The following is an 18,187-nucleotide window of genomic DNA, read 5'->3' on the forward strand; positions in this document are numbered from 1 at the left end:
ATGCTCGCTGGTGACGGAGTACCGCTTACGTCCGCGCAGTCGGGAATCTGGTTCGCCCAGCAACTCGACGCGTCGAATCCGATCTACAACGCCGGCGAATACCTGGAAATTCACGGGTCCGTCGACGTCGCGGTGTTCGAGGCGGCGCTGCGGCAGGTCGTGGCCGAGGCGGAGAACCTGCGCGTCACCTTCGTCGAGACGCCCGAGGGGCCCCGCCAGTACGTCCACCCGGACCCCGAGTGGCAACTGCGGATCATCGACGTGAGCCACGAGGCCGACCCGCGGGCGGCCGCCGAGGCATGGATGCGCGCGGACCTGGCGCAGCCTCAGGACCCTTCGGTCGGACCGCTGTTCCTCTTCGTCCTCTTCCGGGCCGCCGACGACCGCTGGTTCTGGCTGCACCGGTACCACCACCTGCTCGTCGACGGGTTCACCGTGGCGCTCGTCGCCCAGCGCGTCGCCGAGGTCTACACAGTCCTGCTGGACGGCGGGACGAGCGACAACCCCTTCGGCGCCCTGGACAGCCTCGTCGGCATGGACACCGCCTACCGTTCCTCCGACGCCTTCGACGCCGACCGCGCGTGGTGGGCGGAGAAACTGGCCGGCCGGCCCGAACCCGTGAGCCTCTCCGCCAAGGAACCCACGGCCGCCCGCGGTCTGCTGCGCCGCACCGAGTACCTGGACGCCGGGGCGACCGAGCGGCTCCGCGACGCGGCCCGCGACGCCGGGGTGCCCTGGCCCTGCATGATGACGACCGCCGTCTCGGTCTATCTGCACCGGCTCACCGGCGCGGAGGAGATCGTGCTCGGCCTCCCCGTCACCACCCGGCTGGGGAAGGCCGCACGCGGCGTGCCCGGCATGGTCTCCAACGTGCTGCCGCTGCGGATTCCGGTGGGGCCGGCCGACACGCTCCCCCGGCTGCTGGCACAGGTCTCCCGCGAGATGCGCGGCGCCATGAAGCATCAGCGCTACCGCTACGAGGACCTGCGCCGCGACCTCCAGCTCCTCGGCAACGACGAGCGGCTGACCGGGCCCCAGGTCAACATCATGATGTTCGACTACGCCCTCACCTTCGGGGAGCACCGGGCCACGGTCCACAACCTCTGCATCGGCCCCGCCGACGACCTGTCGGTCATCGTCTACGACCGCACCGACGGCCAGGGTCTGCAGATCGACTTCGACGCGAACCCGGAGCTCTACTCCGAGTGCGAACTCGCATCCCACCTGCGGCGCTTCGTCGAATTCCTGGCTGAACTGGCCGATGCCCCGGCCGACCGGGGCATCGGCGCCCTCGACGTGGCCACCACCGCGGAGCGCGACGTCGTCCTGGCTGCCGGTGCCGGTGCGGTGGTGGACCGGGCCGGTACGGACGGACCGTCACTGGCGGAGCTGTTCGAGGACCGCGCCGCCGGCACACCGGACGCCACCGCCCTGGTCTGCGGCGACCGAACGGTCTCCTACCGCGAGCTGAACGCCTCGGCGAACCGGCTGGCACGCCGGCTGGTCGCCACCGGCGCCGGACCCGGCCGGTTCGTCGGCCTCGCCCTGCCCAGATCCGTCGAACTCGTCACCGCCCTGCTCGCCGTCATCAAATCCGGCGCCGCCTACGTCCCCATGGACCCCGACTACCCCGCCGACCGCCTCGCCCACATGGTCGCCGACTCCTCCCCCGCCCTCGTCGTCACCACCTCCGGCGTGGACCTGTCGGGCGTCGACTGCGGTGACGCGGCCCTCCTCGTCCTGGACGACCCGCACGTACTGGCGGACCTGAGCGACCTGGCCGACGACGACCTCACCGACACCGAACGCGGCGGCCTGCTCTGCCCCGGCTCCGCCGCCTACGTCATCTACACCTCCGGCTCCACCGGCCGCCCCAAGGGCGTGGTGATTCCGCACGGCAACGTGGTGCGGCTGTTCTCGGCGACCGACCACTGGTTCGGCTTCGGACCCGACGACGTGTGGACCCTCTTCCACAGCTACGCCTTCGACTTCTCCGTCTGGGAGATCTGGGGCCCCCTGCTGCACGGCGGCCGCCTCGTCGTCGTCCCCTTCGAGGTCTCCCGCTCCCCGGAGGACTTCCTGGAACTGCTGGCCGACCAGAAGGTCACCGTCCTCAACCAGACCCCCTCCGCCTTCTACCAGCTGATGCGGGCCGAGGGTGAACGCCCGGACCTGGCCGCCCGGTTGACCCTGCGCTACGTCGTCTTCGGCGGCGAGGCCCTCGACCTGTGGCGACTGGAGGAGTGGTACGGCCGCCACCGCGAGGACGCCCCCCGCCTGGTCAACATGTACGGCATCACCGAGACCACCGTCCACGTCACCCACCGCGCCCTGGACCAGCTGACCGCCAAGTCCGCCCCGGGCAGTCTCATCGGCCGGCCCATCCCCGACCTCGGGGTACGCGTGCTGGACTCCGCCCTCCGGCCCGCCGCACCGGGCGTCGTCGGTGAGATGTACGTGGCCGGCGCGGGCCTGGCCGACGGCTACCTCGGCCGCCATGCCCTGACCGCCGAGCGCTTTGTCGCCGATCCGTACGGCCCGCCCGGCACCCGCATGTACCGCACCGGCGACCTGGCACGCTGGGACGACGACGGCGAGCTGGAATACATCGGCCGCGCCGACCAGCAGGTCAAGATCCGCGGCTTCCGCATCGAACTCGGCGAGATCGAGGCCTGCCTCCAGGCCCACCACGACGTCGTCCAGGCGGCCGTCGTCGTACGGGAGGACCGGCCCGGCGACAAGAGACTGGTGGGCTACGCGGTCATGGCCGACGGCCGGGACTGCGATCAGGCCGCGCTCCGGAACCACCTGGCCGTGCTGCTCCCCGACTACATGGTGCCCGCCGCGTTCGTCGCGCTCGACGTCCTGCCGCTGACCTCCAACGGCAAGCTCGACCGCAAGGCGCTGCCCGCCCCCGCGGTGGCCACCGGTACCGCCGGCCGTGCCCCCGTCACCCGGACGGAGGAGACACTCTGCGCCGTCTTCGCCGAGGCGCTGGGTGTGCCCGCCGTCGGACCGGACGACAACTTCTTCGACCTGGGCGGCGACTCCATCGTCTCCCTCCAGCTGATCACCCTCGCACGCCGTGCCGGACTGCGGCTGACCACCCGCGACATCTTCAAGCACCGCACCCCGGCGGCCCTGGCGGCCGTCGCGGCCACCGCCCCGGCGGCCGCCGGAACGGTGCGGGACGAGCCCGTCGGCCCGCTCGTCGCCACCCCGGTCGTCCACTGGCTCGCGGGCCGCGGCGGCACCATGGACCGGTACCACCAGGCCACCCTTGTCCAGGTCCCCGCCGGTCTGCGGCAGGAACACCTCACCGCGGCCCTGCGGGCACTGCTGGAGCGTCACGACGCCCTCCGGATGCGTGCCCTCGCCGCCGGAGACGGTGGCTGGACCCTCGAGGTGGCACCGGCCGGCACGGTCGAGGCCCGGGACACCCTGCGGCGCGTCGGCATCCCGGACACGGCCGCAGGCCTCCCGCCGGAGCTGCTCGACGAGCGGACCCGCGCCGCCGTCGCCGAACTCGCCCCGCACGACGGGGTGATGCTGCGGGCCGTGTGGTTCGACGCCGGGGACGAGGCTCCCGGACGGCTGCTGCTGGTCGCCCACCACCTCGTGGTCGACGGTGTCTCCTGGCACATCCTGCTGTCCGACCTCGCGGAGGCCTGGCAGGCCGCCGCCGCCGGACGCGCCCCCGCGCTCCCTCCGTACGGAACCTCCTTCCGGACCTGGGCCCGTGAGCTCCGGCAGCTGGCCCAGCGCCCCGAGCGGGTGGCCGAGGCCGAACTGTGGCAGCACATCGCCTCCGGGCCGGACCCGCTGCTGGGCAGCCGTGCCGTGGACCCGGCGCGGGACACGGCGGCGACGGTGCGGTCGCTCTCGGTGTCGCTGCCGGCGGAAGAGACGTCGGCGCTGCTGGGTGAGGTGGCGCGGGTGTTCCGTGCCCGGGCGAACGAGGTGCTGCTGGCGGCGTTGGCGCTGGCGGTGCCGAGGTGGCGCCGGGCGCGTGGTGTGGACACCAGCGAGGTGTTGCTGGAGGTGGAGGGGCACGGCCGGGAGGACGTGCTGGAGGGCGTGGACGTGTCGCGGACGGTGGGCTGGTTCACCAGTCTGTTCCCGGTGCGTCTGGACGCCCGCGGGGAGGACCCCGGGGACGCGTTGAGACGCGTCAAGGAACAGCTCAGGGCGGTGCCGGACAACGGGATCGGCTACGGCCTGCTGCGTCATCTGCATCCGGTGGCGGGGGCCGGGCTCGCCGCCTTGCCGGTTCCGCAGATCGGCTTCAACTACCTCGGCCGCATCGGTGGTTCACCGGGCGGCGACTGGGCCCCGGTGGCCGGGGAGCGCGCGCTGACGGGCGCCGACGACCCGTCGATGTCCGTCGCCCACACCGTCGACCTCAACGCGTACACCCAGGAGACCGCCGAGGGCCCGCGGCTCACCGCCGTGTGGAACTGGGCCGGCGGTGTGCTCACCGAGGCGGAGGTGAGCGCTCTGGCCGACCTGTGGTTCACGGCCCTGCGGGAACTCGTGGCCGCGTCCTCGCAGCCCGGAGCGGGCGGCTTCACCCCCTCGGACGTGCCGCTGGTACGGCTCACCCAGGACCAGATCCGGAGCATCGAGGCCGCGCACCCGGCGACCGCCGACATCCTCCCGGTGACGCCGCTCCAGCAGGGACTGCTCTTCCACACCCTGTTCGACGAGGGCGGACCGGACGTCTACACCGTCCAGTTCTTCTACGACCTGGAGGGCCGGCTGGACGCCGCCGCCCTGCGGGGCGCGGCCGAGGAGATGCTGCGCCGTCACCCCGGTCTGCGCGCGGCCTTCCGGCTGGACGGACTGGACCACGCCGTCCAGGTGATCCCCGAGTCGGTGGAACTGCCCTGGGCGGACAAGGACCTGCGCCACCTCGACGCGACCGAGCAGCAGACGGTCCTGGACCGGATGCTGCACGAGGACCGCAACAGCCGCTTCGACCTGGCGGCCCCTCCGCTGATGCGCTTCCTGCTGGTCGCGCTCGCCGACGACCGGCACCGGCTGGTCTTCACCCACCATCACGTCCTGCTCGACGGCTGGTCCATGCCGCTGTTCGTCCGGGAACTCCTCGACCTCTACGCGGGCCGGACCCCGGACCGCACCCCGCCCTACCGGGACTACCTCGGCTGGCTGGGCGAACAGGACGCGCCGGCCACCGCGGGCGTCTGGCGCGAGGCGCTCCACGGGGTCGAGGAGCCCACCCTCCTCGCCCCCGCGGCCACCGACCGGCAGCCGGTCACCCCCGACCAGCTGCTGGCCGACCTGCCCGCCGATCTGACCGCGCGGCTCCTGGGCGCCGCACGCGAGCACGGCCTCACTCTCAACACCCTGCTCCAGGGCGCCTGGGCCGTGGTGCTGGGGCGTCTCACCGGACGCGACGACGTCGTCTTCGGAGGGACGGTCTCCGGCCGGCCGCCGCAGGTTCCCGGCGTGGAGTCGATGATCGGCCTGTTCATCAACACCCTTCCGGTGCGGGTCCGGATCGTGCCCGGGGAGAGCGCCGTCGCGTTCCTGACCCGGCTGCAGGACGAGCAGAGCCGGCTGATGGAGCACCAGCACCTCGGCCTCGCCGACGCCCAGCGGATCGCCGGGATCGGCGAGCTCTTCGACACCATCACCGTGCTGGAGAACTACCCGCTGGACCCGGCACGGCTGAGGGTGCCCGGCCTCGCCGTCACCGCCATCGACGGCCGGGACGCCACGCACTACCCGCTGAGCCTCGCCGTGATGCCCGGCGAGCGGCTGCACCTGCGCATCAACTACCGGCCCGACCTGTTCGACGCCGATGCCGTCCGGCACCTGGTGGGCCGCCTCCAGGCGGTCCTGGAGTTCTGGGCGGACCGTCCGCAGGAGCCGGTGGGCCGGATCGATGTCCTCCCCGCCGCCGAGTACGAACATGTGGTCCGCGGGGTCAACAGCACCGCGCGGAACGTCCCGTACGACACCTTCCCGCAGCTGTTCTCCGCGCGGGTCGCCGCCGCCCCCGACGCCCCGGCCGTGCTCTTCGGCGACCGCGTGCTGACCTACGCGGAGTTGGACGAGCGCACCGACCGGCTCGCGGGCGTGCTGGCCGGCCGGGGCATCGGCCCCGAACAGATCGTGGCCGTCGCGGTGCCGCGCTCGGCGGAGCTCGTCGTGTCCGTGCTCGCCGTCCTCAAGGCAGGTGCCGCGTACCTGCCGGTCGACCTCGACTATCCGGCCGAGCGCGTCGCCTACATGCTGGAGGACTCCCGCCCCGCGCTGGTCATCACCACGTCGGCGGCGGCGGACACGATCCCCGGTGACGTACCGCGGTTCCTCATGGACCGCCCGGACGACCTCGCCGGGCCCCTCGCGCCCGTCGTCCCGGCGGACGTCACGAGCCCCGCGTACGTGATCTACACCTCCGGCTCCACCGGCCGCCCGAAGGGCGTGGTGGTCACCCACTCCGGCGCGGCGAGCCTGATCGCCGCCCAGACCGAGCGCTTCGACGTCGGACCGGGCAGCCGGGTGCTGCAGTTCGCCTCGCCGTCGTTCGACGCCGCCTTCTGGGAGCTGACGATGGCGCTCCTGTCGGGGGCCGCCCTGGTCGTGGGCACCGCGGAGGAGGTCACCCCCGGCCCGGCCCTGGCGGCGTTCGCCGCCCGGCACCGGGTCACCCACGCGACGCTGCCACCGGTGGTCCTCGGAGCCGCGTCCCCCGGCGACTTCTCCTCGGTCTCGACGCTGGTCGTCGCGGGGGAGGCCACCGCCGGCGAGATGGTCGACCGCTGGTCGTCCGGCCGCCGGATGGTCAACGCCTACGGCCCCACCGAGACCACGGTCTGCGCGACGATGAGCGCCCCGCTCAACGGCGGCGGACTGCCGCCCATCGGCGGTCCCGTCGTCAACGCCCAGGTGTACGTCCTGGACGCCAACCTGCGACCGGTGCCGCCCGGTGTCGCGGGCGAGCTGTACATCGCCGGCGCCGGTCTCGCCCGCGGGTACCTGGGCCGCCCGGACCTGACGGCCGACCGCTTCGTGGCCGACCCGTTCGGTGGGGCAGGCACCCGGATGTACCGCTCGGGCGACGTCGTGCGCTGGAACCACGACGACCAGCTCGAGTTCCTGGGCCGGGTCGACCACCAGGTCAAGGTGCGCGGTTTCCGGATCGAGCTGGGCGAGATCGAGTCCGTGCTCACCGCCCTGCCGCAGGTCGCCCAGGCCGTCGTCGTGGTGCGCGAGGAGTCCTCCGGCCCCCGCCGGCTGGTGGGCTACGCGGTGCCCGCCGAGGGCGCCGCGGCCGACCCGGCGGAGCTCCGCTCCGCGGTCGCCCGCGAACTCCCCGACCACATGGTGCCCTCCGCCGTCGTCGTGCTCGACGCGCTGCCGCTGACCCCGAACGGCAAACTGGACCGCAAGGCCCTGCCCGCCCCCGGGACACCCGCCGACACCGGCCGCGCCGCCGCGACGGAGCGGGAGAGCATCCTGTGCGAACTGTTCGCCCAGGTGCTCGGCCTGCCCGCGGTGGGTCCCGAGAGGAGCTTCTTCGATCTGGGCGGCGACTCCATCGTCTCCATCCAGCTCGTCTCCCGGGCCCGTGCCCGCGGCCTCGTCATCACACCGCGCGAGGTCTTCGTCCACCGCACCGCCGCCGCCCTGGCGGTCGTCGCCCGCGCCACCGAGGGGGATTCACCGGAGGACACCGAGCAGGAGAACGCGGACGACGGCCTCGGCCCGCTGCCGCTCACCCCGATCATGCACTGGCTGCGCACCAGGCCCGGCACTGTCGACGCCTTCAGCCAGTCCGTGCTGGTGCGCACCCCCGCCGGTGCGACGGAGCAGGACCTCGCCGCCGTCCTGCAGGCCGTACTCGACCGGCACGACATGCTGCGGGTGCGGCTGACCCGCCGCGGACCGCTCTGGGGCCTGGAAGTGGCCGACCGCGGCAGCGTCACGGCCGCGTCCGTGCTCTCCCGCGTCCCCGCGGACGGTACGTGGAACGAGGCGTTCGGGACGCTCGTCGCCGAGCAGGCGGCGCAGAGCCGGGCCGCACTGGCGCCCGAGGACGGTGTCGTGCTCCGGGCCGTGTGGTTCGATGCCGGACCGGACACGGCGGGCCGGCTGCTGCTGACCGTGCACCACCTGGCCGTCGACGGTGTGTCCTGGCGGATCCTGCTGCCCGACCTGTCGGCAGCCTGGGACGCCGTCCGCGCGCAGCGCACCCCGCGTCTCCCCGCCGTCGGTACTCCTTACCGCCGCTGGGCCGAGCAGCTCACCGCCCTCGCCCAGGAACCGGAGCGGCTCGACGAGCTCGGTTTCTGGACCGACATGCTCGCCGTGCCCGACGCGCCGCTCGGCGACCGGCCGCTCGATGCCCGCCGGGACACCGTCGCCACCGCCCGCAGTCTCTCGTCGACCCTCCCGTCACAGACCACGGCACCGCTGCTCACCAGCGTGCCCGCCGACTTCCGCACCGGTGTGAGCGAGGTCCTGCTCGCCGGGCTCGCCCTCGCCGTCACCGAGTGGCGGCGCCGCCGCGGCCATGACACGGCCGCCGGAGTGCTGATCGACCTGGAGGGCCACGGCCGCGACGAATCGCTGACCGGTGCGGACCTCTCCCGTACCGTCGGCTGGTTCACCAGCCTGCATCCCGTACGCCTGGACGCGGACAGTCGGCAGGACCCCGCCGAGACCGTCAAGCGGGTCAAGGAACGGCTGCTGGCCGTCCCCGGCGGCGGCATCGGCCACGGGCTGCTGTCCCACCTCAACCCCCAGACGGCGATGCTGCTGCACGGCCTGGCAGCCCCGCAGATCGGCTTCAACTACCTGGGCCGCTTCGGCTCCCCGGACGACAGTGCCTGGGCCCCGGCGGACGAGGCGGGCACGATCGGCGGCGGCGCCGACGACGACATGGCCATGCCCCACGTCGTGGAGATCAACGCCGTCACCCAGGACGGTCCCGACGGGCCGCGCCTCGTGGCCACCTGGACCTGGGCCGGCGAGATCCTGGAGGAGCCCGAGGTCCGCGAACTGGCCGGGCTGTGGTTCGAGTCGCTGCAGCGGCTCGCCACCCCGGCCGGCCCGACCGGTCCGGTCGGCGGCCTCACCCCCTCCGACCTGCCGCTCGTCTCCCTGGAACAGCACCACATCGACATGCTGGAGGCCGACCGGCCCGGCCTCGCGGACGTCCTGCCGCTGGCCCCGCTCCAGGAGGGCCTGCTCTTCCACAGCCTGCTGGACGACAGTGCTCCGGACGTCTACAACGTCCAGCTCCACATGGACCTTTCCGGTCCCCTGGACGTCACGGCGCTGCGCTCCGCGGCCGCCGGGCTCCTGGCCCGGCACCCCAACCTGCGGGCCTGCTTCCGCGAGGACGGGCTGCCGCACGCCGTGCAGCTCGTGCCGAACGCCGTGGACCTGCCCTGGGCCGACATCGACCTCGTCCACCTCGACGAAGCCGAGCGCGCCGGCGAGCTCGACCGGGTGATGGAGACGGACCGGACCGCCCGGTTCGACGTGACGACCGCACCGCTGATCCGCTTCACCCTGGTCCGGCTGGCCGCCGACCGCCACCGGCTCCTTCTCACCAACCACCACATCCTGCTCGACGGCTGGTCGATGCCCCTCCTGCTCGAGGAGCTGTTCACGCTCTACGAGACCCGTGGGGACGCTTCGGCGCTGTCCCCTGCCCCGGCTTTCGCCGACTACCTGACGTGGCGCGCCGGTCTGGACGACGAGCCGGCGAGGCATGCCTGGCACACCGCGCTGGACGGGCTGGAGGAGCCCACCCTGCTCGTGCCGGAGTCCTCCGACGCCTCCGTGGCGCCCGGCCGGGTCTCCCGGTGGCTCTCCGAGGAGTCCACCGCCGAGCTGACCGCCCTCGCCCGTAGGCACGGCTTCACCCTCAACACCCTGGTCCAGGGCGCGTGGGCGCTGACGCTCGCCGGGCTCACCGGACGCCAGGACGTGGTGTTCGGCGCGACGGTCTCCGGCCGTCCCCCGGAGGTTCCGGGTATCGAGTCGATGGCCGGCCTCTTCATCAACACACTGCCCGTCAGGGTCCGGCTGCGGCATGACGAGACCGTCGCGGAGCTGCTCGCCCGTCTGCAGGCGGAGCAACTGGACCTGATGGACCACCAGTACCTCGGCCTGTCCGAGATCCAGCGCATCGCCGGTCGCGGCGAACTCTTCGACACGCTGGCGGTGCTGGAGAACTACCCCCTGGACCCGGAGAAGCTGCGGGCCCCCGGGGCGCTGGACGTCACCCACATCGACGGCCGCGACGCCACCCACTATCCGGTGACGTTCGTCGTCCTGCCGGGCGACCGGCTGGAGTTCCGCCTCAATCATCGGCCGGAGCTGCTGCCGGCCGACCGGGCCGAGGCCATGGCCGACCGGCTGGCGGACCTGCTGGCCCGCATCACCGCCGAACCGGACCTCCTGGTCGGCCGGCTGGATCACGTCACCGAGGCGGAGCGTGAGCGCGTCCTCCACACGTGGAACGGCGCACGCCTCGCGATCGAGCCCCGGACGTTCCCGGCGTTGTTCGAGGCGCAGGCGGCCCGCACCCCGCACGCCCCGGCGGTCGTCTCCGACGACGGCACGCTGTCCTACGCGCAGCTGAACGCACGGGCCAACCGGCTCGCCCACCACCTCATCGACCGGGGCGTGGGCCCCGAGCGGATCGTCGCCCTGCTGCTGCCCCGCTCGGTGGACATCGTCGTCGCCCGCCTGGCGGTGATGAAGGCCGGCGGCGCCTACCTGCCGGTCGACCCGGACTACCCCGCCGACCGCATCGCCTACATGCTCGACGACGCCGACCCCGTCCTGGTCATCACCACCACCCGCGAAGCCGACCGGACACCCGAGTCCGCAACCGCCGGCCACGTGCTCCTGGACCGCCTCGACCTGGCCGCCGAACCGGCCACCGACCCCACCGACACCGACCGGCCGGCACCGCTGACCGTGGCCCACCCGGCCTACGTCATCTACACCTCCGGCTCCACCGGCCGCCCCAAGGGCGTCGTGGTCTCCCACCAGGGCCTGGCGGCCTTCGCCACCATGCTGGCCCAGCGGTGCGCCGTCGCCCCGCACAGCCGGGTGCTGCAGTTCTCCTCGCCCAGCTTCGACGCCTCGGTCCTCGAACTGTGCATGAGCCTGCCCTGGGGCGCCGCCCTGGTGGTCCCCCCGCCCGGCCCGCTGGCCGACGAGGCCCTGGGCCGGGTCCTCGCACAGCACGCCATCACCCACGCACTGATCCCGCCGGCCGCCCTGGCCACCGTCCCGGCCACGGACCTGCCGGACTTCACCACCCTGCTCGTGGGCGGCGACGCCACCGACGCCACCCTGGTCGACCGCTGGGCCCCCGGCCGCCGCATGATCAACGCCTACGGACCCACCGAATCCACCGTCGTCGCCACCCTCAGCGAACCACTGGTCGCCGGTGCCGGCACAGCGCCTCCCATCGGCCGGGCCATCGACGGTACGAGCGTCTTCGTGCTGGACGCGGCACTGCGGCCGGTCGCCCCGGGCGTGGCGGGAGAGCTCTACCTCGCCGGCGAGCAACTGGCCCGCGGCTACCTCGGGCGCGCGGCGCTGACCGCGGAACGGTTCACCGCCTGCCCCTACGGCGACGCGGGCAGCCGCATGTACCGCACCGGCGACCTGGTCCGCTCCGCCGAGGACGGGACGCTGGAGTACCTGGGCCGCGCCGACGACCAGGTCAAACTGCGCGGCTTCCGCATCGAACTCGGCGAGATCGAGATCGCGCTCACAGCCTGCGAGGGAGTCGGCCGGTCCGTCGTGCTGGTCCGCGAGGACCGCCCCGGCGACAAGCGGCTCGTCGCCTACACCGTCCCCGACACCACCCCCGCACCGGACGCCGGTGCACTGCGTGCCGCGCTGGCCGCCACACTCCCCGCCCACATGGTGCCGTCGGCCTTCGTCACCCTCGACGCCCTGCCGCTCACCCCCAACGGCAAGCTGGACCGCAAGGCCCTGCCCGCCCCCGAGCACACCACCGCCGGCACCGGCCGCGCTCCGCGCACCCCGCGCGAGGAGGTGCTCTGCGCCCTGTTCGCCGACACTCTCGGCGTGCCGGAGGTCGGCCCCGACGACAGCTTCTTCGAGCTGGGCGGGCATTCGCTGCTCGCCACCCGTCTCACCGGCCGCATCCGGGTGGCGCTGGGCACCGAACTCCAGGTGCGCGCGCTGTTCGAGACCCCGACCCCGGCCGGTCTCGCCGCCCGGCTGGACGGCGAGACCGCAGTGGCCCGGCGGGCGCTCCGCCTCATGCCCCGGCCCGAGGAGGTGCCGCTCTCGTACGCGCAGCAGCGGCTGTGGTTCCTCGGTCGCTTCGAGGGCCCGGGTGCGACCTACAACATCCCGCTGGCCCTGCGGCTCACCGGCTCGGTGGACCCCGCCGCGCTGGCCGCGGCCCTGCACGACGTGGTCGGCCGCCACGAGCCGCTGCGCACCGTCTTCCCCGACATCGACGGCGTGCCGCACCAGCGTGTTCTCGACGCGTGCGACGCACAGCCCGAGTGGGCCGTCGTCGACGTGGACGCGGACGGGCCCGGCCTGGACGCGCTCCTCGCCGAACAGGTGAAGCGCGGTTTCGACCTCTCGACCGACCTGCCGCTGCGGGCGACGCTGTTCCGGCTCGGCGAGCAGGAGCACGTGCTGCTCCTCGTGCTGCACCACATCGCCGCCGACGGTTCCTCGCTGACCCCGTTGGCGCGTGACCTGTCGGCCGCCTACACGGCACGGTGCCGCGGCGAGGCGCCGGCCTGGAACGAGCTGCCGGTGCAGTACGCGGACTACGCGCTGTGGCAGCGGGAGGTCCTGGGCAGCGAGAGCGACCCGGACAGTGTGGTCTCCGGCCAGCTGGAGTTCTGGCGCCAGACACTGGCCGGTGTGCCCGAGGAGCTGTCCCTGCCGGTGGACCGGCCGCGCCCGGCGCACTCCTCCTACCGCGGCGACGTGGTCCCCTTCACCCTGGACGCGGACGTGCACGCGGGACTGGCCGCGCTGGCACGGGAGTCCGGCGCCAGCCTGTTCATGGTGCTGCAGGCCGCCGTCACCGTCTGGCTGGGCAAGCTCGGCGCCGGCACCGACGTGCCGCTGGGCACCCCCGTCGCCGGACGCACCGACAGCGCCCTGGACGACCTCGTCGGCTTCTTCGTCAACACCCTGGTACTGCGCACCGACGCCTCCGGCGACCCCACCTTCCGGGAACTGCTGGACCGGGTCCGGGAGACCGACCTGGAGGCCTACGCCCACCAGGACGTCCCCTTCGAGCGCCTCGTCGACCTGGTCAGCCCCGAGCGCTCCCTGGCCCGCCATCCCCTCTTCCAGGTCATGCTCACCCTGGACAACGACGCGTACGGCCGCCTGCTCCTGGGCGACGTCGACGCGGAGATCCTGCCGTTGGGCACCGGAGCGGCCAAGTTCGACCTCGCGCTCAGCTTCGGTGAGCGGTCGGCCGGGGCCGGTTCCCCGGCCGGGCTGGACGGGTTCGTCGACTTCGCCGTGGACCTGTTCGACCGGTCGACGATCGAGGCGTTCCTCGGCCGGCTGGAGCGGGTGCTCCGGGCCGTCGTGGCCGACCCCGACGCCCCGGTCGGCACCGTGGACGTCCTGTCCACCGCCGAACGCACCGACATCCTGACCACCTGGAACGCCACCACCACCCCGGTCCTCACCGGCACCCTGCCCGACCTGTTCCAGGCCCAGGCCGCCCGCACCCCCACCCACACCGCCCTGGCCCACGCGGACGGCGAGAGCCTCACCTACGCCCGGCTCAACCAGCGCGCCAACCGCCTCGCCCGGCACCTGATCGGCCACGGCGCCGGACCCGAGCGCATCGTCGCCCTGGTGCTGCCCCGCTCCGTGGAACTCCTCGTCGCCGAGCTGGCCGTCCTCAAGACCGGCGCCGCGTTCCTGCCCATCGACCCGGCCCACCCGGCCGACCGCATCGCCTACACCCTCGACGACGCCGACCCCGTCCTCGTCCTCACCGACCAGCGCGACCCGGTGGCCGCGACGGCCGGTGACCGTCCCGTCCTGCGGATCCACGACCTCCCGCTCGACGGCCAGGCCGCCGACCTCACGGACGCGGACCGCCTGTCCCCCCTGACCGTGGCCCACCCGGCCTACGTGATCTACACCTCCGGCTCCACCGGCCGCCCCAAGGGCGTCGTCGTCTCCCACACCGGCGTCGGCAACCTCGCCTCCGCACAGATCGACCGCTTCGCCCTCACCCCCCACAGCCGCCTGCTGCAATTCGCCTCCCCCAGCTTCGACGCCTCCGTCTCCGAGGTCTTCACCACCTGGCTCTCCGGCGCCACCCTCATCACCGCCACCGCCGACCACCTGCGCCCCGGCCCCGACCTCGCCGACACCGTCCGCGACCTCCACGTCACCCACGCCACCATCCCCCCCGCCGCCCTGGCCGCCATGCAACCCCCGGACCTGCCCACCCTGACCACCCTCGTCGTCGCCGGCGAAGCCGTCCCCGCCCAGGTCGTCGCGAACTGGGCACCCGGCCGCCGCATGATCAACGCCTACGGACCCACCGAAACCACCGTCTGCGCCACCATGAGCACCCCCCTGACCGGCACCCCACCGGACAGCGTGCCCATCGGCACCCCCATCACCAACACCCGCGTCTACCTCCTCGACCACTCCCTGCGCCCCGTCCCCCCCGGCGTGGCGGGCGAGCTGTACGTGGCCGGCACCGGCCTGGCCCGCGGCTACCTGAACCGGCCCGCCCTGACCGCCGAACGGTTCCTCCCCTGCCCGTTCGGGACACCCGGCGAGCGGATGTACCGCACCGGCGACCTGGCCCGCTGGACCGCAGACGGCGAACTCACCTACCTCGGCCGCACCGACGACCAGATCAAACTCCGCGGCCACCGCATCGAACTCGGAGAAATCGAAACCGCCCTCCGACACCTCCCCGGCATCCGCCAGGCCACCGCCACCCTCCGCGAGGACCGCCCCGGCGACCGCCGCCTGGTCGCCTACGTCGTGACGGACGACAGCGACACCACGACCGACCCGACGACGTTGCGCGAAGCACTGCGCACCACCCTGCCGGAACACATGGTTCCGGCCGCGGTCGTCCCCCTCGACGCCCTCCCCCTGACCGTCCACGGCAAGCTCGACCGCACCGCGCTCCCCGCACCCGCGTACGGCCGGGCGGCGGGCTCGGGCCGGGCGCCCTCCGGGCCGGTGGAGACGACGCTGTGCGCGATCTTCGCCGAGGTCCTCGGCGTGGAGAACGTCGGCGTCGACGACGGGTTCTTCGACCTCGGAGGCGACTCCATCGTCTCCATCCAGCTCGTCGCCCGCGCCCGCAAGGCCGGGCTCGCCATCACCGCCCGCGACGTCTTCCAGCACAAGACCGCCGCCGCGCTCGCGGAGATCGCCGAGGCCACCACCGCGCACGCGGCGGAGGACCCGGACGCGGGCATCGGCCGTGTCGACACCACGCCGATCGTCGCCTGGCTCTCCGAACTCGGTGGTCCCACCGACCGGTTCAGCCAGTCGATGTTGCTGCAGATCCCCGCCGGAACGCGTCAGGAGCAGCTCACCGAGGCGGTGCAGGCACTCCTGGACCGTCATGACGCACTGCGCAGCAGGCTGGAACGCGGCACCGACGGCTGGTCCCTGGAGGTGCTCCCGCGCGACGCGGTCCGGGCCACCGCCCTGATCCGGCGCGCCGACGCGCTCGGCATGGACGAGGCCGCCCTGCGGGAGACCATCGCCCTGCACCACGACACGGCGCAGGCGGCCCTCGCCCCCGAGGACGGCGTCATGCTGCGGGCCGTGTGGTTCGACGCCGGCCCGGACCATCCCGGACGGCTGCTGCTGGTCGCCCACCACCTCGTGGTCGACGGTGTGTCGTGGCGCATCCTCCTCACCGACCTGGCCGCCGCTGGTGCGGCCGTCGCCGCGGGCCGTCGGATCGAGCTCGACCCGGTGCCGACCTCGCTGCGCACCTGGGCCCGGGAACTCACCGCTCACGCGGCCGAGCGCGCCGGTGAACTGCCGTTCTGGGAGCGGACCCTGGCCGGGCCCGATCCGTTGCTGGGCGACCGTCCCGCCGACCCGGCCCGCGACACCATGGGGACCGCCCGGTCGCTGTCGGTGTCGCTGCCGGCCCAGGTGACCTCGGCGCTGCTGGGCGAGGTGTCCCAGGTGTTCCACGCCCGGGCGAACGAGGTGCTGCTGGCGGGGCTGGCACTGGCGGTGCCCAGGTGGCGCCGGGCCCGTGGCCTGGACGGTGACGACGTGCTGCTGGACGTGGAGGGACACGGCCGGGAGGACGTGCTGGCCGGCGCCGACGTGTCGCGGACGGTGGGCTGGTTCACCAGCCTGTTCCCGGTGCGTCTGCACTCCGGCACGGACGGTGTCGACGCCGCGGTGAAGCGGGTCAAGGAACAGCTGCGGGCGGTGCCGGACAACGGCATCGGCTACGGCCTGCTGCGCCACCTCGACCCCGGGGCGCGGCCCGTGCTCGCCGCGCTGCCCGTTCCGCAGATCGGTTTCAACTACCTGGGCCGCATGGCCGGTACCGCCGGTCCGGCCGACTGGGCCCCGGCCGACGAGTCGGACCTGCTCCTGGGCACCGGCGTCGCCGACGCGGCGATGGCCGTACCGCACCCGCTGGAGATCAGCGCCGTCGTCCGGGACGGGCAGGACGAGGGTCCCGTGCTCACCGTCACCTGGGTGTGGGCCGAGGGCCTGCTGGACGAGGCCGCCGTCAGGGCGCTCTCGGCCGACTGGTTCGACGCGCTGCGGGACATCGCCGCGCACGCCGCCCTGCCCGGAGCGGGCGGCTTCACCCCGGCCGACCTGCCGCTGGTGGAGCTCAGTCAGGAACAGATCGACCGGATCGAGGAGGCGCACCCCGCGCCGGCCGACATCCTGCCCGTCGCGCCGCTCCAGGAGGGGCTGCTCTTCCACGCGATGTTCGACGAGGGCGGACCGGACGTCTACAGCGTCCAGTTCTCGTTCGGCCTGGACGGTCCGCTGGACGCCGGCGCCCTGCGGGCCGCCGCCGAGTCGCTGCTGGCCCGCCACGACAACCTGCGGGCCGCGTTCCGTCTGGACGTCGCGGACCGCCCGGTCCAGGTGATCCCGGCCGCCGTGGACCTGCCCTGGCAGGAAGTCGACCTGGGCGGCCTCGACGAGGACGCGCGACGGGCCGGGGTGGAGCGGATCCTCGCCGAGGACCGCGCCGTCCGCTACGACCTGTCCGTCGCGCCCCTGCTGCGCTTCACCCTCGTGAGGCTGGCCGACGAGCGCCACCGACTGGTGTTCAGCAACCACCACGTCCTGCTCGACGGGTGGTCCATGCCGATCGTGTTCGGCGAACTGTTCACCCTCTACGCCCGGAACATCGGCACCGACCGCGACCTGCCGCGCGTCACCCCGTACCGCGACTACCTGTCCTGGGTGGGCGGGCAGGACCGCGCCGTCGCCCTGGACGCCTGGCGGACCGTGCTGGACGGGCTGGAGGAACCGACGCTGCTGGTCCCGGACGACTCCGGGACCCGGGGGGCGGGCCACGAGGCCGAGGTTCCGCGGCAGCTGCCCTTCGAGCTGTCGGCGGAACTGACCGCGGGACTCCAGGAGTGGGCCCGTCGGTCCGGACTGACGCTCAACACCGTGGTGCAGGGACTGTGGGCGGTGCTGCTGGCCCGGTCGACCGGACGGGACGACGTGGTGTTCGGCGCCACCGTCTCCGGCCGGCCGCCGGAGGTGCCCGGCATCGAGTCGATGGTGGGCCTGTTCATCAACACCGTGCCGGTGCGGGTCACCGTCGACCCGGCGGAGACCGTCACCGCCCTGCTGACCCGTGTACAGGCGGCGCAGAGCGGGCTGACGCCCCACCAGCACGTGCAGCTCTCCGAGATCCAGGGGCTCGTCGGCATCGGTGACCTCTTCGACACCCTCACCGTGTTCGAGAGCTATCCGATGGACGCCGAGGTACTGGAACTCCCCGGCACCGGGCTGCGGGTGTCCGACGTCGACGGCGCGGACGCCACGCACTACCCCGTCACCCTCGCGGCGCTGCCCGGGGAACGGCTCCAGTTGCGGCTGGAGTACGCTCCGGGCCGCTTCCCGCAGGACCGTGCTCAGGCTCTGGCGGCCCGGCTGACCGGGCTGTTCGAAGCGG

Annotated in this window: 1 protein-coding gene (running past one end of the window); it reads left to right on the forward strand. The window is 73.5% G+C overall.

Annotated elements, in window-relative coordinates:
• Positions 1–18,187, forward strand: partial view of a non-ribosomal peptide synthase/polyketide synthase gene (locus ACTWJ9_RS04925; RefSeq protein ID WP_443295243.1) — the 5' portion only. The gene runs 3,422 nt beyond the window's last position; the window shows 18,187 of its 21,609 coding nt (coding positions 1–18,187); the start codon lies at positions 1–3; the stop codon falls past the right edge of the window.

Source organism: Streptomyces sp. GDS52, assembly GCF_052246875.1.
GTDB classification, from domain to species: Bacteria; Actinomycetota; Actinomycetes; order Streptomycetales; family Streptomycetaceae; genus Streptomyces; species Streptomyces cathayae.